This is a genomic window from Pseudomonas sp. CIP-10 (genome assembly GCF_020911845.1).
GTDB classification, from domain to species: domain Bacteria; phylum Pseudomonadota; class Gammaproteobacteria; order Pseudomonadales; family Pseudomonadaceae; genus Aquipseudomonas; species Aquipseudomonas alloputida.
This window is the reverse complement of the sequence record NZ_CP087160.1, coordinates 5,282,309-5,299,806: the sequence shown is the minus strand read 5'-3', so window position 1 is coordinate 5,299,806 and position 17,498 is coordinate 5,282,309. Positions and strand designations below refer to the sequence as shown.

The 17,498-nt window shown below is 58.5% G+C and carries 13 protein-coding genes and 3 pseudogenes; 5 read left to right on the top strand and 11 right to left on the bottom strand.

Annotated features, from left to right (window positions below; all coding sequences use genetic code 11):
* The first annotated feature begins 5 nt into the window (after positions 1-5).
* The 4 genes from LMH93_RS23890 to LMH93_RS29685 all read left to right on the top strand — a co-directional run bounded on the left by LMH93_RS23890 (position 6) and on the right by LMH93_RS29685 (position 3,265).
* A complete protein-coding gene (locus tag LMH93_RS23890) occupies positions 6-617 on the top strand; it encodes a 3'-5' exonuclease (RefSeq protein WP_070096800.1) in 612 nt (203 codons plus the stop codon).
* A 139-nt stretch (positions 618-756) separates the two neighbouring features.
* Complete coding sequence (gene yedA / locus LMH93_RS23885; RefSeq protein WP_004576856.1) at positions 757-1,677, top strand: drug/metabolite exporter YedA; 921 nt, start codon at positions 757-759, stop codon at positions 1,675-1,677.
* A 55-nt stretch (positions 1,678-1,732) separates the two neighbouring features.
* Positions 1,733-3,064 (top strand): DEAD/DEAH box helicase, encoded by a 1,332-nt coding sequence (locus tag LMH93_RS23880; protein WP_003249817.1) that lies wholly within the window; start codon positions 1,733-1,735, stop codon positions 3,062-3,064.
* Between the two features lie 72 nt (positions 3,065-3,136).
* Positions 3,137-3,265, top strand: a complete 129-nt coding sequence (locus LMH93_RS29685) for a hypothetical protein (protein WP_256873205.1) — start codon at positions 3,137-3,139, stop codon at positions 3,263-3,265.
* A gap of 234 nt (positions 3,266-3,499) precedes the next feature.
* Here LMH93_RS29685 and LMH93_RS23875 read toward each other — a convergent pair whose 3' ends face one another.
* The 4 genes and pseudogenes from LMH93_RS23875 to LMH93_RS23860 form a co-directional block, all read right to left on the bottom strand.
* A complete protein-coding gene (locus LMH93_RS23875; protein WP_003249822.1) occupies positions 3,500-4,738 on the bottom strand; it encodes a TIGR03862 family flavoprotein in 1,239 nt (412 codons plus the stop codon).
* A gap of 148 nt (positions 4,739-4,886) precedes the next feature.
* Positions 4,887-5,801: a histone deacetylase family protein gene (locus LMH93_RS23870; RefSeq protein ID WP_088513249.1), complete on the bottom strand. Its 915-nt coding sequence runs from the start codon at positions 5,799-5,801 to the stop codon at positions 4,887-4,889.
* 182 nt (positions 5,802-5,983) lie between these two features.
* Positions 5,984-6,370: pseudogene (locus tag LMH93_RS23865) on the bottom strand (NAD(P)/FAD-dependent oxidoreductase); the annotation flags it as partial.
* Between the two features lie 148 nt (positions 6,371-6,518).
* Positions 6,519-7,043: pseudogene (locus LMH93_RS23860) on the bottom strand (histone deacetylase family protein); the annotation flags it as partial.
* A 230-nt stretch (positions 7,044-7,273) separates the two neighbouring features.
* On the opposite strand from LMH93_RS23860, the pseudogene LMH93_RS23855 reads away from it, so the two are divergent.
* Positions 7,274-7,509, top strand: a pseudogene (locus LMH93_RS23855) (chromate efflux transporter); the annotation flags it as partial.
* Positions 7,510-7,603: 94 nt separating this feature from the next.
* Here the strand turns inward: LMH93_RS23855 and LMH93_RS23850 are convergent.
* The 7 genes from LMH93_RS23850 to LMH93_RS23820 form a co-directional block, all read right to left on the bottom strand.
* Positions 7,604-7,843 carry a DUF2076 family protein gene (locus LMH93_RS23850; RefSeq protein WP_268256909.1) on the bottom strand — a complete coding sequence of 80 codons (240 nt, stop codon included), beginning with the start codon at positions 7,841-7,843 and terminating at the stop codon, positions 7,604-7,606.
* 14 nt (positions 7,844-7,857) lie between these two features.
* Positions 7,858-8,715: a fimbrial protein gene (locus tag LMH93_RS23845; protein WP_230064677.1), complete on the bottom strand. Its 858-nt coding sequence runs from the start codon at positions 8,713-8,715 to the stop codon at positions 7,858-7,860.
* Between the two features lie 167 nt (positions 8,716-8,882).
* The gene (locus LMH93_RS23840; protein WP_268256892.1) at positions 8,883-11,393 is read right to left on the bottom strand and encodes a fimbria/pilus outer membrane usher protein; all 2,511 of its coding nucleotides are present in this window, start codon (positions 11,391-11,393) and stop codon (positions 8,883-8,885) included.
* A gap of 113 nt (positions 11,394-11,506) precedes the next feature.
* Complete coding sequence (locus LMH93_RS23835; protein ID WP_185279950.1) at positions 11,507-12,229, bottom strand: fimbrial biogenesis chaperone; 723 nt, start codon at positions 12,227-12,229, stop codon at positions 11,507-11,509.
* 57 nt (positions 12,230-12,286) lie between these two features.
* Positions 12,287-12,871, bottom strand: coding sequence for a fimbrial protein (locus LMH93_RS23830; protein WP_185279951.1), 585 nt, complete (start codon positions 12,869-12,871; stop codon positions 12,287-12,289).
* Positions 12,872-13,533: 662 nt separating this feature from the next.
* Positions 13,534-14,181: a response regulator gene (locus tag LMH93_RS23825; protein WP_003249839.1), complete on the bottom strand. Its 648-nt coding sequence runs from the start codon at positions 14,179-14,181 to the stop codon at positions 13,534-13,536.
* 64 nt (positions 14,182-14,245) lie between these two features.
* Entirely contained in the window at positions 14,246-17,467 is a 3,222-nt protein-coding gene (locus LMH93_RS23820; RefSeq protein ID WP_185279952.1) for a hybrid sensor histidine kinase/response regulator, read from the bottom strand.
* Positions 17,468-17,498 lie beyond the last annotated feature (31 nt).

The window sequence follows — 17,498 nt, the reverse complement described above, 5'->3', positions numbered from 1 at the left end:
TTTTCATGGAACGTATCGCTGTCATCGACTTTGAAACCACCGGCATTTCCCCCGGTACCGGCTGCCGTGCCACCGAGGTGGCGGTGGTAATGCTCGAGGGTGGGCGCATTGTCGAGCGCTACCAGAGTCTGATGAATGCAGGCGTGCCGGTGCCGGCTTTCGTCGCAGGGCTGACCGGCATCACCACCGCCATGCTGCGCAGTGCGCCGCCGGTGGAGAAAGTGATGAACGAGGTGGCCGAGTTCGTCGGTGGCACCCCATTGTTGGCGCACAACGCTGCTTTCGACCAGAAGTTCTGGGATTACGAGCTGAGCCGTATTGGCCGCAGCCGCAGCCAGCCCTTCGCGTGTTCCCTGTTGCTGTCACGGCGCCTGCTGCCCGCCGCGCCGAACCACAAGCTGGGCACTTTGACACGCTGGGCTGGGTTGCCAGACACGGGGACCGCGCACCGGGCCATGGCCGATGCCGAAATGGCCGCCAACCTGCTGCAGCATCTGGCGGGTGTGTTGCACCAGGACCACGGGGTTCAGCAACTGTCGCACGAGCTGCTTTGCCGGCTGCAGAAGACCCCGGCTGCGAAAGTGCGCGAAGCGCTGGCCAAGTACTGCAGGGATTAGCCAGTGAACGTCTGGGGGAGTGTCGCCTACGTCGAACGCACCAGAATTGTGCCGCTCATTTGCACCCGTTCTGTAACGTCCCTTCACCCAGGCAGGCCGTTAAACTGAGGCACCCGTAAACGGATTTCGAGTTTTCCCCATGCCTGCCTCCCGTCGTTTCCCGCTGCTGCTGATTGGCGCCTTCCTGGCCCTGTATCTGGTCTGGGGTTCTACTTACCTGTTCATTCGCATCGGCGTCGAGAGCTGGCCTCCGATGCTCATGGCCGGTGTGCGCTTCCTGATCGCCGGTGGCCTGCTGTACGGCTTCCTGCGTTGGCGCGGCGTGCCGGCACCTACCTGGCCACAATGGCGGGCGGCAGGGGCGATCGGTTTCTTGTTGCTCAGCTGTGGCAACGGCGGGGTGACCGTGGCCGAGCATGCCGGCGTGGCTTCGGGCGTGGCGGCTTTGGCGGTGGCGACGGTGCCGCTGTTCACCTTGCTGTTCGGCCTGTTGTTCGGGCACCGCAATTCGAAGCTGGAATGGGCGGGGATAGCCCTTGGGCTGGTGGGCATCGGCCTGCTGAACCTGGGCTCCAACCTGCAGGCAAGCCCGATAGGTGCGGCGCTGATCATCTTCGCGGCAGCGTCCTGGGCGTTCGGCTCGGTGTGGAGCAAGACCTTGCCGCTGCCCCAGGGGCCGATGGCCAGCGCAGCGGAAATGCTGGTCGGGGGTGCGGTGCTGTTGCTGGGCAGTGTGCTATCGGGCGAACGCATGACACAGCTGCCGACCGCCGCTGGCTGGGGGGCGCTGGCCTACCTGGTGTTCTTCGGTTCGATCCTGGCGTTCAGTGCCTACATGTACCTGCTCAAGCACGTGCGCCCGGCAGCGGCCACCAGCTACGCCTACGTCAACCCGGCGGTGGCGGTGCTGCTGGGGATCGTCTTTGCCGGTGAGCAGATTGGCGCTGAAGAGTGTGTGGCGATGGCAGTGATCATCGGCGCGGTGGTGCTGATCGGCCTGCCGCAGTGGCGCAAGGCGCCTGAACCTGTGCAACCGTTGAAAGGTGAAATCTGCAAGTAGGCAGGGGCGATGCGGTAAACTTGCCGCCTTCGCTGAACCCCCTGACGGTATTGCCATGAATTTCGCCAAACTCGGCCTGATCGAACCGCTGCTGCGCACGCTGCAGCAACTGGACTACACCACCCCGACCCCGGTGCAGGCCAAAGCCATCCCCGCCGTGCTGGCCGGCCGCGACCTGATGGCCGCAGCCCAGACCGGTACCGGCAAGACCGCAGGCTTTGCCCTGCCTGTGCTGCAGCGCCTGGCGCTGGAGGGCGAGAAGGTGGCCAGCAACTCGATCCGCGCCTTGGTGCTGGTACCCACTCGCGAGCTGGCCGAGCAGGTGCACAACAACGTGCGCGAATACGCCGAGAACCTGCCGCTGAGTACTTACGCGGTGTATGGCGGGGTCAGTATCAACCCACAGATGATGCGCCTGCGCCGGGGTGTCGACCTGCTGGTGGCTACCCCTGGCCGCTTGCTCGACCTGTTCCGGCAGAACGCCGTGAAGTTCAACCAGGTGCAGACCCTGGTGCTGGATGAAGCCGACCGCATGCTTGACCTGGGCTTTGCCGAAGAGCTGCAGTCGGTGTATGCGGCACTGCCGCGCAAGCGCCAGACGCTGCTGTTTTCCGCCACCTTCTCCGATCAGATTCGCATGCTGGCGGGGCTGGCGCTGAATGACCCGCTCAGTATCGAAGTGAGCCCGCGCAACGCCACGGCCACCAGCGTCAAGCAGTGGCTGGTGCCTGTGGACAAGAAGCGTAAGGCCGACCTGTTCTGCCACCTGCTGCGCAAGCAGCGCTGGAAGCAGGTGCTGGTGTTCGCCAAGACCCGCAATGGCGTCGATCAGCTGGTGGAGCGCTTGCTGGCCGAAGGCGTGAATGCCGACGGCATCCACGGTGACCGCCCACAGGCGACCCGCCAGCGTGCGCTGGACAGCTTCAAGGCCCGTGAGGTGCAAGTGCTGGTGGCGACCGATGTGGCGGCCCGTGGCCTGGATATCGATGACTTGCCGCTGGTCGTCAACCTTGACCTGCCGATCGTTGCCGAAGACTACGTGCACCGCATCGGGCGTACCGGGCGGGCGGGCAACAAGGGCGAGGCGATTTCGCTGGTGTGTGCGGATGAAGTGCAACTGCTGGCGGCTATCGAGGTGCTGACCCGGCAGACCCTGCCGCGTCATGAAGAGCCGGATTTCATCCCCGAGCACCGAGTACCGATGACCGATGCCAGTGGGCAGGTTATCAAGAAACCGAAGAAACCCAAGAAGCCGAAAGAAAACAGCGCCAAGCGCGGGCTGGGGCGCTGGATGGACAGCAGTGAAGCTGGCAGTGCGGAACCGGCGGTGAAGGCTGTACGCAAGGTGCCGAGCTTCAATGGTGGGCCGCGCAAGCGCAAGCCTTGAGGCTTTGGGGTCGCTTTGCGGCCCTTTCGCGACGCAAGGCCGCTCCCACAAGGACTGCGCCAGGCTTTAGATGTGTACGGCGACTTTCAGGGCTTCCAGCGCCGGCTCGACCTTGATGCCCAGCGCTGCACCCAGCTCCATTACCCAGGGTTGATGGGCGGGTTTGCGGTGATGATGTTTCTCTACACTGCGCTGGGCTGAGGCTGAACACCGGCCTGTGGGAGCGGCCTTGTGTCGCGAAAGGGCCGCGAAGCGGCCCCGGCATTATTTGCATCGACGCTGAAACCCCGGGGCTGCTGTGCAGCCCTTTCGCGACGCAAGGCCGCTCCCACACGGATCGCGCTAGCTTCCAGAAATTGAGCAAGACAGTTGCTCCCACATGGGCTGCGCAATCTGGATTGACGCAGTACTTGTGGAAGCCGCCCTGGCAAGCTGTCAGGAAGCCCGCACCCAGTCCGCCGCTGCCCGCCCGGCGCGCAAGCCGCTGGCAAAGCACGCCGTGAGCAGATAACCCCCGGTCGGCGCCTCCCAGTCCAGCATCTCGCCGGCACAGAACACCCCCGGCACGGCCTTGACCATCAACCCCTTATCCAGCCCCTCGAAGCGGACCCCGCCGGCACTGCTGATCGCTTCATCCAGCGGCCGCGTGCGTACCAGGGTGATAGGCAATGCCTTGATGGCCCGGGCCAAAGCATCAACGTCGGCAAAGGTCGCCTGATCGGTCAGTTCGCGCAGCAGTGCGGCCTTGACCCCATCAATCCCCAGCTGGCTGTGCAGGTGCTTGGCCATGGAGCGTGAACCGCGTGGTTTGGCCAATGCCTGGGCAATCTTGTCCACAGGCTTGTCCGGCAGCAGGTCGAGCAACAACACCCCGCGGCCTTCACGATGAATGGCCTCGCGTACCGGTGCCGACCAGGCATACACCAGGCTGCCTTCCACACCTTGAGCGGTGAGGATGAACTCGCCCTTGCGCGGTGCGCTGCCCGGGACGCTGAGGGCGATGTTCTTCAGCGGTGCGCCCGCGAACTTGTCCTTGAGCAGCGCGCTCCAGCCCTCTACTTCAAAACCGCAGTTGCTCGGCTGCAAAGGCGAGATATCCACAGCCCGTTCTGCCAGCAGCGGTTGCCAGCTGCCGTCAGAACCCAGGCGCGCCCAGCTGGCGCCACCCAGCGCCAGCACCACGACCGAGGCTTTCACCTGACGTTCGCCCTGTGGATAAGCAATTCGCAAGCTGCCATCGGTGTTCCAGCCCAACCAGCGATGGCGGGTGTGGATAACTACCCCGTTGTCGCGCAGGCGCTTGAGCCAGGCACGCAGCAACGGTGCGGCTTTCATGTCGGTGGGGAACACCCGGCCCGAGGTGCCGACGAAGGTTTCGATGCCCAAACCATGAATCCACTGGCGCAACGCGTCAGCATCGAAGTCGCGTAGCAGGGCCTCGATTTCGCCTTGGCGTTCGGCATAGCGTGCTACGAACGCCGGGTAGGGCTCGGAATGGGTGATGTTCATGCCGCCGACGCCCGCCAGCAGGAACTTGCGGCCCACTGAAGGCATGGCATCGAACACCTCGACCGCCAGGCCTGCCTTGGCCAGTGCTTCGGCAGCCATCAGGCCGGCGGGGCCGCCACCGATGACGACAGCGGGGGGAGGGGATGCGGGGGTCAGATCGGGCATGGTGGGCAGCAGGCTGTGGAAAAGAGGCGCATTCTACCGCAGCGCTGCCCATGGAAGCACTGATCAAAAAATAGCCAGTGTTATGCAGGCCTTGCCAGTAAAGGGCTACAGCGCCTTTCGCGCAGGTTATCCACAAGCGGTTCCACAGTCATTGTGAACAACCTATGACACGTGCCGCGCTGTGGTGAAGGATGCCGTGGCGTCTGGCCAAGGCTGTGCGGTCCTTGCTGTAGCCTCCGCCGATCACGCCCATCACCGGGATGTCGCGGCCCAGGCAGTGGCGCAGCACGGCTTCGTCACGGGCGGCAACGCCTGCGTCGGTCAGCTGCAGGTAGCCCAGGGCGTCGTCCTTGTGCACATCGACACCGGCGTCATACAGCACCAGGTCGGGTTGATAAAGCGGCAGCAGGTAGTTGAGAGCGTCGTCCACCACCTTCAGGTAGGCCGCGTCGCCCATGCCTCGGGGCAGGGGGATGTCCCAGTCGCTTTGTGCCTTGCGGGCGGGGAAGTTCTGCTCGCAGTGCAGCGACACGGTGATGGCCTCGGGCGTGTCGTGCAGGATGCGCGCGGTGCCGTCACCCTGGTGCACGTCGCAGTCGAAGATCAGCACCCGGTGTACCCGGCCTGCTTCCAGCAGGTAGCGGCTGATGACCGCCAGGTCGTTGAAAATGCAGAAGCCGGCGGGGTGGTCGTAATGGGCGTGGTGGGTGCCACCGGCGAGGTGGCAGGCGATGCCGTGCTGAAGTGCCATCTCGGCAGTCAGCAGTGAGCCCCCGACAGCGCGCACGGTCCGCCGGGCCAGGGCCTCGCTCCAGGGCAGGCCGAGGCGGCGCTGGTCCTCGCGCGACAGTTCGCCGTTCATGTAGCGCTCAATGTAGCTGCGGTCATGGGCCAGGGCGAGGATGTCGTTGGGGCAGATGTCCGGGCGCAGCAGGGCCTGGTCGGTGGTCAGCCCGCTGCCGACCAGGTGGTCGTGCAGCAGGCGGAACTTGTCCATCGGGAAGCGGTGTTCAGCGGGGAACTCCGGGCTGTAATCTTCGTGGTAGATCAACGGCAACGGCATGGATGGGGTCGCAATCAGGGCCAGTGCTGATCTTGCCATGACGGGTGACTGCAATGGGAGTACCTGTTTCTTGCGCCGGTACCGGCCCTTTGTGGGAGCGGCCTTGTGTCGCGATTGGGCTGCGCAGCAGCCCCAGCAATGTGTGCATCTGCGCTGAAATTTTGGGGCTGCTGCGCAGCCCAATCGCGCAGGCGCTTGAGCCAGGCACGCAGCAACGGTGCGGCTTTCATGTCGGTGGGGAACACCCGGCCCGAGGTGCCGACGAAGGTTTCGATGCCCAAACCATGAATCCACTGGCGCAACGCGTCAGCATCGAAGTCGCGTAGCAGGGCCTCGATTTCGCCTTGGCGTTCGGCATAGCGTGCTACGAACGCCGGGTAGGGCTCGGAATGGGTGATGTTCATGCCGCCGACGCCCGCCAGCAGGAACTTGCGGCCCACTGAAGGCATGGCATCGAACACCTCGACCGCCAGGCCTGCCTTGGCCAGTGCTTCGGCAGCCATCAGGCCGGCGGGGCCGCCACCGATGACGACAGCGGGGGGAGGGGATGCGGGGGTCAGATCGGGCATGGTGGGCAGCAGGCTGTGGAAAAGAGGCGCATTCTACCGCAGCGCTGCCCATGGAAGCACTGATCAAAAAATAGCCAGTGTTATGCAGGCCTTGCCAGTAAAGGGCTACAGCGCCTTTCGCGCAGGTTATCCACAAGCGGTTCCACAGTCATTGTGAACAACCTATGACACGTGCCGCGCTGTGGTGAAGGATGCCGTGGCGTCTGGCCAAGGCTGTGCGGTCCTTGCTGTAGCCTCCGCCGATCACGCCCATCACCGGGATGTCGCGGCCCAGGCAGTGGCGCAGCACGGCTTCGTCACGGGCGGCAACGCCTGCGTCGGTCAGCTGCAGGTAGCCCAGGGCGTCGTCCTTGTGCACATCGACACCGGCGTCATACAGCACCAGGTCGGGTTGATAAAGCGGCAGCAGGTAGTTGAGAGCGTCGTCCACCACCTTCAGGTAGGCCGCGTCGCCCATGCCTCGGGGCAGGGGGATGTCCCAATCGCTTGGTGCCTTGCGGGCGGGGAAGTTCTGCTCGAAGTGCAGCGACACGGTGATGGCCTCGGGCGTGTCGTGCAGGATGCGCGCGGTGCCGTCACCCTGGTGCACGTCGCAGTCGAAGATCAGCACCCGGTGTACTCGGCCTGCTTCCAGCAGGTAGCGGCTGATGACCGCCAGGTCGTTGAAAATGCAGTCAGCATGACCATTTCTGACATGTAAACTTATTTAGTAAAAAGCCAATAAAAACATAGGATTATTGCGTTTTTTGCGAAATGATGAATTGTGATCCAGGGGTAATTATTATTTACCTATTGGTTCTGTAAACAATGAACCCTTATAAAATCAAGCTCGTGCGATTCGAAAGTGGCGAACGGTTTCCTGTCCTTTGTACAAGGCGAGACGGTATGCCCGTGCTCAGTGGGAAGTACACCGCCCCTCTGACCAGAATCACAGCGGGTACGGTTGGCGTGATCCTCAACTTGGCGCTGTCCTTCGGCTACCACATGCGTTGGCCCAATGGATTTGAAGACGTTTTCGATTGGTCACCTGCGCTGATTGCAGTCGGTGCTGCGCTAGCGCTCTTTCGATTCAAACGGAGTGTGACTAGGTATTGTACGCCTCTGCGTTGGCCAGACTTATTATCCAAATCATTAAATAATGCTGAACGTCCTGCCTGTTTTGACGGGAAGCAGTCGTCAGCAGGCACAACATGCCGGTTTTGACGACCTGCATGTTGTGCTCACTTGAGAAAGTTAAACGAACGCTTCGTCGTCTCCTCCACCGAAGAAGCCCTCGTCAGCATAGTGGGCATCTGATACCGGCTCTTCCTGTGCCACAGGTGGTTCTTTTGCAGGTGCCTGGTTCGCGAGTTGATCAGCACCATCGTCCTGGAACATCCCCATCAGCATGTTACCAAGCACCATGCCACCCGCCACACCGGCGGTCGTTTGCAAGGCGCCCGAAAGGAAGCCGCCACCTTGCTCTAAAGTAATAAGTTCTTGGAATATCAGTTGTATTCCAGTACGTAGGTCATGGTCGCGTCTCCCCGACCTGGTTTCAACTTTCCCGTCTGGCTCGGAGCATACTGTGCTACGCCGGAAAACCGGTAGACCTCTGCCATGGCTTCGCTGCGTAACCACTCGAGCTCAATTGAGTTGTTTTTATTAAAGGGTAGCACTTTCCCCTTGTTTGTGGTGAGCGCTATATGAACGCCACTGGCTACACCCTCCTGCCCAGCCCCAGATAGATTTAGTTTGCCGGCGCCTGGAGAATCGCCCTCAAAATATATCTTAATAGGAACTGGTTTATTTGGCTTTAAGCCAAGGCATCGCACCTCAAAAGAAAAATCTTTCTTGGGCGAGGTGTTAGCGCCAATCATTTTAATTTGCTGCTTTCCCATTGATACATTAAGGTTGCTAGTAGTTGACGCGCAACTAGTAAAATACGTCTCATTGATTAGTTCGCTAGATTGTGCCGAAGAGGCAAATTCTATTGTGCTTGGACTTATACCGGGAGCTTTAAATAAGACACGGAAATCAGAGGTTACTTTTCCTGACCCGACCACGAAGCCTGTACGTATGTACTCGACTTTTATGCTTGTCGGGCTCGCTTCATATCTGGGTTCGTCATAGACAATTGTCTTCTGCGGCGGGGTCCACACCAGCCTTGAGTTGGCGTATCCAGTGATGCGGATACCCACACCCTGAACGTTTGTTTTATAGACATCCATGATACCTGCAGGCTCCAACCCCTTGATGTCCAAGATGGCTTCTAGCTTATCAAGCCGGTCACAATTAACAACACCAAGCCTAGCCCCTCCCCCAGAAAAGCTGGCCAGTACACCGCCGATTGGAGTGAGGCTCATTGTGATGCTCGGGGGAACAACAACACTATTGTACGGATCAGGTCGAAATCCCGACATCACCTGATCCCATTTGCAAGCGGCCCATAATGAGCTACTTTCAACTAGCACAAAAATTCCGATCAACCCAACCAATAGCCGCATTCTAATCTCCTAGCAGTGAAAGTTAATTACTGTGCTGACGACGTGCGGCAGCGCAGCTCAAAGCGCTCATAGGCCCTATCTCTTTTCACAGGAGTTAGATGATATTCGGCCTTGCAACTGCCTGAGCTCCAGTTGAGCTCCAGTACGCCTTGATCATGAATGCCGAACACCAAAAGTCTCGACAGATTGTCGACGATGCCTAGCACTTTGCCCTGTGAGTCACGAGCTTGGGCACCGAAGGGAATTGGCTGGCCACTGTCCTGCTTCAGGTCAAATTGTACGCGCCGACCTTGCACGGAGGCGTAGCGCGCTTTGACGATGGCGCCACGGGTCGGCACAAGCATGGCACTGCTCTCGCTCACTTCAGTGTTGTTGCCCAGCGTGGTGGTATCCAGGTTGATCCAGTTGTAGCGATAGGGCTGAACGTAGGGCACTACGGCGTATCCCTTACGGTCGGTGCGAATGGAAGCTGAACTGTCCACGCCGGCCCCAGAGACGTCAGGAACCTCGATCAACGCAAAGGTTTCCCCCAGCGGTTGGCCGAAGGTGATGCCGTCTTGGTGCACCACCACAGATCCACCGGCACTCAGGTCCATGTGTTTGTTGTCGCGACTCTGATTGTAGTTGCCATTGATCCGCGAAGTAGGGGTGTCCCATCCCAGGCCGATGCCACTGGAGTTACCGCTCTGCTTGCTGTGCCCGGTCTGGACGGAATAGCTGAGCGTACTGCCCTCATTGAGAAATCCCGAAACACCACTTTGCACACTGGAGTCGCCGTGCTGTGAGGCCAGGGCATTGGCATACAAACGATGCGATCTGTCGCTACGTCCCAATGGAATACTCAGCGACGCGGTGAACTGAGTATCCGAGTTCGGTCCGCCAGAGCCTTCGGTATGGGCGATGGAGAGGCTGTAGCTGGCATAGGCCAGGGTGCCGCTGTAGCCGAACTGCCAGTTGCGCGTTCGGCCCTGACGGTTCCAATAGCTGCTCTCGCCCAGGCTGGCGTACATCGAGCCACGTTGTCCCAGCGATTGGTTGATGTTCATGTCTAACCGGCTTTTTTGCCGTCCGGACGATTGTTCGTTGAAGTACGTCAGGTCATCGATGTGCTGGCTGAAGGTCCGATAGCCAGCGGTTGAGTAGCGGTAACCGGCCATCGTGAAGCTCGTATCGGTCGCGTTGAAAGTCTTGGAGTAGAGAAACCGCGCGCTCTGACCTTCATCAGTGTTGCCCTGTAAGCCTTTTGACTGACTGTTGGTTACATCAAAAGAAAAGCCGCCTATCCCCGAGTTGACCCCGAAGCCAACGTTTGCGGCTTTGTAATCCTGTGCCGCTAATCCACCGCCATAAGTCGTTAGGTTGTTCGATAATCCATATACCACTGTGCCTTGGATGAATCTGGGCGATGGCTGGCCGTCATAGGCGTACTCACCAGCAGCCAGGCTGTAACGGAAGTTACCTTGACGGGTCATTACCGGCAGGTAAGAGTAGGCCTGCGAATACTCTCTCACCAGCCCATCAGCCTCGATGATCTTGATCGTCAGATCACCACTGGAACCACTGGGGTAGATGTCGGCAATTTCAAACGCTCCTGGTGGCACGCTCGTGGAGTAGATCACATAGCCGTTTTGCCGCACCTCAACGGTCGCGTTGGTCTCCGCGATACCACGCACTACAGGCGCATAGCCGATCTCGTTATCCGGTAACATGCCGATATCGGAATTGATCTGAGCGCCGCGAAAACGCACGCTATCGAATATCTCGCCCTGACTGTAGAGTTCGCCAATGGCAAACTTGCTCTTGAGACTCGACAGGTCGTGCTCGGCATAGTTGCGGTTGCTGCGAAAGGTACTTTTGCTGCCGGTGCCGCCGGTCCATGCAGACTCGTTGCGCAGGCGCCAGCCCGAGATGTTGAAACCGCTGCGCAGACCAAGGTAGCGATAGTCGCTACGATTGCCGTTCGAGTCGTTACGACTGAAATTGGCCTGGTAATCGGTATAGAAGGCGGTAAGGCCCTGATCCCACAGGGAAGGGTCAACATAGCCGTGCACCTGACGTTTTACGTAAATCTGCGGCACGCTGATTTCCAAGGCCAGGCGAGTCACCTCGAACTCTAGTGTCGCGCCCTTGATCAACGCCATCAGATCGACGATCTGTGAAGGGTTGGCGTTAGTCGGAATAACGCCATCTTTCTTCAGGCGCTGGATATCGACCCCTAACTCTTCGAGCAGTGCCAGTCGGATGATCGGCTTTACCTTACCAGAGCTGCTGTCGAGGATGAAGCTGATATCCTGACGCTTCGACAGTGACTGGTTAAAATAGATATCAACATTGTAGGTGCCGGGTTGCACCGTATTGCCCTGTTCAAAATATTTAAGGTCAATCGAAGTGCCTGCTTTGTTCAAAAACAGTTCGTTGAATTGTACCTCTGTTGCCGCTGCTTGTGCTGTAACCCCCAAGGTTATGACGCACGAAACTCCGGGAAGGAAGGCGGCGTTAAATTTCCTGGCTTTCCTAAATTTCGTTAAAGTTGGCATGTGCCCACCCGTCAGCCTGACTTCTGAAAGTTCCAGAAATCAAGATTTTCATTAATAAACTGTCTAGACTTTGCCCGTGCTTAGTTTCAGCCAGAGGTGGCGTTCGACGCGTGCTAGTGGCTCAGTTTGATTGAGTGAGTGTCATGACCGCCGTAATCATTAATGCTGCTGAATTCTACGGTCGTGGGCTTGACCGTTTTACCGGCGGGGAGTCCTTGCACGTTGAAGACTTGCGTCTTGCCCGGGGCAATCATGCCGACGGAGACGGGGTAGCTAGCAGAGCCGTTGTTCAGCGTGACGCTCGCGAAAGAGACGTGGAACGCCGAAGGGTTGCGTATTTCAACGGCCGCTTTGCCTGACTGTTCGACTAGGCGCCAGTGCAGTTGTTGTGGGGCTTCATCGGGCTTGCCCACCAGGCTGGCTGGCCGATAGAACAGCTTCAGTCGCTGGCGCACCGCAATCTGCAGGCTGTTGTCGTCTTTGGATTTTTGCGGGATTTCCTGAACATTCAGCCTGAACAGCGATTCTTTATCGCCTGGCAAATGCTCGCCGGAGTAAAAAATTCGCAACAACTGCTGTTTGTTACCTCCCAGACGACTGAGCGCTGGTGTTATCACGAATGGCACATTTTGCGCACCATCTTTGACCTCAGGTTCGATCCAGGACTGGATCATGATGTCTTGCGCGCCCTGGTTCATCACCAAGATGGAGGTTTCCTTGCTAGGCTCGGTGTACAGCACCCGCGTTCCGCCCAGCATGATTCCCGCATTGGCCAGCGAGTTGAAGCAGGTCAGCGCCCCGAGCAGTGCCACTTTTGCAAACATCATCGTTTTCATCGACAACTCTGTAGATAGCTAAGGGGTGTAACTACACCCCTTTGTTACTCGACGGGATTATTCGTAGCTCAGGGTGAACGGCAGAGTACCGGTGGCAGTACCTGGCTTGACTGTCCAGCCATTGGCCACATAGGCCGCACGCAGACTTAGTCTGGCTTTGTAGCCAGCTGTCGCATCGCCTGACAGAGCGCCTCTGATGCTTTCGTTCGACGACAGGTTCAGTAGCTTGTTGGCGGTGTTGTAGATGCCGATGCCAACACCGGCAGCGGTGCCGGCGGTTCTCAGCAAGCTAGGATTCTTGCCGTCGATGCCCGAACCACTACTTGGATCAAATTGCATGGTCACTGCGGTCAAGTCGGCAGCGGTCGTGCCACAATCGAGGTTGAGGTTGATAGCCTGGCCTGCCGTGATTCCGCCACCGGCTACCCCCTTGAGCGAATTGGAGCTGATTTTGCCGAGCTTGACGTCAATAACCTGATCTCCGGCCGCGCCACTGACGCTTGTGCCCGCACCGCCACTGATGCTGCAGGACGCCGCGATAATTTCACCGGAGAAGTTCACGGTGCCGTCGGCTGCGATGGCGTTGCTGGCAATAAAACCTGTGGCAGTGATGGCCAGGAGTGCTTTAATGGGTTTACACACAGTTTTAACTCCTTAATGCAAATTTGAAATGCTATATTCTTCAGATTAGGTTGTTTGCGAGCGCGGGCTGCTTAAGTGATGGGTGCTGAGATTGAAAGTCTTGCAGGCCATGTGGTCGGCGTTAGGGCTTTCGAAAGTACACCTGTAATTAATGCCCACAACTGCAGCGATCACGCAGCCAGGGTTGCACTATTTTCTGATCAGGCGGCGTATTGGGTAGGCCGGTGAAGTTGGAACTTCTGCTGGCTGTGGAGCGCTCGGATGAACGAGGAAGTGGTTGCAATTATAGAAAAATGTTCTTCATGTCATGTCCATTGCTATTGGTCGGATAAGGGCATTTGTGGAAACGCCCGTGAACAATAACGGCTATAGCTATTTGCGGACATCAGACGATTCTTAATTCGGATGCTTTCGATAAGGCGGTACCGTGAACGTCAGCCGAAAGCATTGCACGCTAAGCAAAGAGCAAGGGATGCCCACCAACTTCTGGTGCGCCAGGTTGCAGTGGATGTCGAGGTTACAGAACTTGCCTTTAACGCGTCCTTAGGCAGGCTTTCGGTGATGCCTATGTCCATGACGATCATGCGCTCGGCAATGGTGACATCATAGGACTAGGCATCGTTGTCGATGGCACCAGTCAATGCAATTTTCTAATGGAGGGTTTAGTTGAAAATGCTACGCGCCAGGCAATAGGTCAACAAATCCTGATCACTGCTGACTTCGAGTTTGCGCATGGCAGATATTTTTTGTGCGCTGATGGTCTTTGCACTTCTGCTCTGGCTGCGCGCTATATCGCTTACGCTTTTCCCGGCAACGAATAATCGCAGTATTTCAAACTCTTTCGGCGATAGGCTGGCCACACGCTCATCGATAGCGGTATTGGAATCAATTACTGAAGTTTTCGCAGGTTCCAGGCTTTGATACGTGCTTTGACGGGCGATGGCATTGAGTGCCAGTTCGATTTCCGTATGGAGTTGATTTTTCTGAATGACACCAACGACTCCCAGCTCCTGTAGGCGGGTAAGAATCAGGTGGTTGGAGATCATCGTCAATATTAGAACCTGGACGTGAGGGTAACGACGTTTCAGGTAGTCGACCAGTTTGAGCCCGTCGCCATAGGGTGAATCAGCGGGCATATTGTAGTCGCTGATAACGATGTCGACCGTTTGTTGTTCAAGCAGTTCGATCAGGCCCCTGGAGCACACGGCCTCGCCAACCACACAGAAGCGTGGGTCGCGCTCGACCAGCTCGCGAACACCGAGAAGGACGATGGGATGATCGTCAGCGATGATGACCTTGAGTTTTTCCATAAATACGGCCCGTTATACCGGTGCGAAGGGGGTCCATACGGTTGCACGTAGTGGTGTGGTGAGTTTACGCGAGGGTGTCCAGGATTGTCGCAAGACGTTCTAGTACCTGCTGTACTTTCTGCGTAATGGGGGCATCGAGCTTCGCGTTGTGCAACTGATCCTCCAGGTCGACGCACTGGCTGGCCAGGCGGCTGGCCTGGACCGCACCGAGTGCGCCGGCCATGCTATGCAGGCGCTCGGCGATGGCTCTGGCATCTTGCTGTGCGAGCGCGCTGCTGATGAGCTCGATGTCCTGTCGCATGGTATTGATAAACAGCGGCCGCATTGTCGGTGACAGTTTTACGCTATCAGTGGGCGTTGCGGTGTGCGAAGTGCTCAGGGTTTCGGCGTCGAGCCGTGAAGGAGCACTGTGCAGCATGGGTTTGCACAGTTTGATCAGCTGTGCCCGCAAGGTTTTCAGGCTCAGCGGTTTGACAAGCCAGGCGTTCATCCCCACTTCCATGCAGCGTAAGCCTTCCTCGCGCATAGCGTTGGCAGTCACGCCGATGATCGGCAAGCGGCTGTCGTGCGCGCGGAGGGCCTTGGCCAGTTCATAACCGTTCATGACCGGCATATTGACGTCGGTGAGCACCAGGTCGAAGACCTCGGGTTGCCACAGGTGCAAGGCCTGTTCGCCATTGGCTACGACCACGGCGCTGCACCCTAAGGCCTCGAGCTGCTCCTTGAGGATGGCCTGGTTGATCGGGTTGTCTTCGGCTACGAGGATATGCAACTGCAGGTTCACGCTACGTTGTTCGGGTGCTTCACCGGCTGGTCGGCAAGTCCCTTGACGGGCCAGCACGATGGCCTGAGCTACTGCTCGCAGATCATGCATGTCGACGTCCCAGTGGCCATCACTGTATTGGGCGGGGTTGCGTCCACCGCTGATACAGCAGATCCGTGGCCCGTTCCAGGGCAGTTCAGGTGTGGTTGCAAGGACTTCAACCAGCAGCGCCTGTGGGTTGTCTGGCGCTTGTGGGGGAATTGTCAGGGTCGCATCCACGCCCAGGCGCTCAAGCCAGTCGCAGTAACTTTGCCCCAGTTCCGGGAGTGGCGCGCGCACATACACAGGTGTCGGGTCGCGTTCGATGGCGGGGCAGTCGGGCAGCTCGCCAGGCAACACCGACAAATTCATTTTCAGGGAAAAGCTACTGCCCAGCCCCGGCTCACTGACCACTCTCATCTGCCCGCCCATTAACTCGCTGAGCCAGCCGCAGATTGGCAGGCCCAACCCCGCACCGCCTTCGCTGGATGCATCCTTGACCTGATAGAACAGCTCGAACAGTTTCGCCTGCTGTGGTTCGCCGATGCCGATACCGGTATCGGTGACTTGCCATTCAAGGCTGACCTTTCCCTCCGTGAGCTCCAGCACACGGGTACGTAACACCACCCGGCCGGTGTCGGTGAATTTGATGGCATTGCTCAGCAGATTGTTGAGGATCTGGCGAATCCGCATCGGATCTCCGAGCACCCTGCCAGGCAGCCGCGCGTCGGTGCAGGCGTAGAGCTGCAATCCCTTGCGCTCGGCGAAGGCGGCGTAGGTATGCAAGGTGTCTTCGAGCATGTCCAGCGGGCAGAATTCAACCGGCTCGATGGCCATCTGGCCGGATTCAATCTTGGAGACATCCAGCACATCGCTGATGAGTTGGAACAGGGTGGCCGAAGAACGCTGGATGGTATTGAGGTAAGCCAGCTGGCGTGGCTCCAACGGGGTCAGGCCAAGCAGTTCCAAAGTGCCCAACACGCCGTACAGCGGTGTGCGGATTTCATGGCTCATGGTGGCCAGGAACAGGGTCTTGGCTTCGTTGGCGGCATCGGCGGCGCGCCGGGCGTGTTCCAGGGCATGGGCATCTTCGACATGCCGTGTGACGTCGTTGAAGGCATACAGCCGCACGTCCTGGCCCTGATAACGGGTAGCGACGAAGCCGACTTGCAGGTGACGTCCGTCGATTTCCAGATCGTGCTCTGCGGTATTAGCGTTGTCCTGTTGAAGATTCAGGGCTTTGACCAGTGCGGCGGTGCCTTGCCATTGCTGGGCCCGCTGGTTTTCCAGCAGTATCTGCTGGTCCGCGCAGCGCACCACGCACAGTCCGGTCGGCGCGGTGTCGATCACCACGCGGCTGAAAGCCTCGCTCTCGGCGATGCTTGCGTGGGCCTGGCGCGCGGGGAGGATAACCTGTTTCTTGTACCAGCGGCTGGCCAGCCAGCCCAGGCCGATGATGGCCAGGAGCGAGAGCAGCAAGGTGGTCAGTGACCAGAATGCGTAGCGGAAAAAACTTTTGAAGCTGATGGTGTAGATGGCCGCCCAGCCGGGACCGTCGTGGTTGACCAGCTTGAACACCAGACCTTCTGGCTTGAGGTTCACGCCCTCGTGCAGATGTGATTCCGGGCGCTGAATGCCAATCAGTACTTCACCGGCCGGAGCAATCAGGGTGAAGCGGTCATACACCATCCAGTCCATGATGCGTTCAAAGTCGTTGATCTGTGACAGGTCGAGCAGCGAGGCCGCAATACGGCGGGCGTCGCTCCCCTTGACCTGCGCCTGTTCGGATTTGGACTGGAGATTGACATACGCCAACAAGCGCGCAGGTGTTGTGCGGTCGGGCACTTCGACATAGCTTCGCCAATCGATCCCGTTGTTCATCAAGTATTGGCTGTCTTGCGGTGTGCGAGCCCGGACGGTGTTGAACACATCGACGAAACTTTCGTTGATGTTCATCATCTTGCCGCGTGAACGTCCGGTCGCAGGCACGGTAATGTCGTAGCTATCGTGTGGCCCGAACAGAAACACTTGCGGTGAAGGGAAGTGCGAAGCTGACCAGAACGTACTGTAGAGGTCTGCCAGGTTTGCCCCCAGGCCAAAGATCTTGGGGTGTTCATGAGCAACAACTTTGTCCTTGTCGAGTTTGACGCTGAAGGGTAATGAGAACGAGAACGCCTGTCCTTGGTAAATGTTTGGTCCCTCGTTCGGCAAGGGTGAAAGCAAATGCACCTGTGGGCTTTCGTCAGACAGCTGTGTCCCCTGCGCAGCCAGCGTTTTCAAAAAGGCTTCCTGCTCCTGAATGTTTTCCAGCAGGCGGGCAAAATGAAAGCGCACCGTGTCATGGTGTTCTTCGACCAGGCGCTGGATCGACCAGAAGCTGGTGCCGACCAGCAGCAACGCCAATACCAGCAGAATCATCACCCCTTTGTTCAGGCGTAATGAACTGCGGGTGAGGTTTTCCAGTGAGGCGTTGTTTTGCTTCATGAACAGTGTCCGCAGGGCCTTAAAATACCGA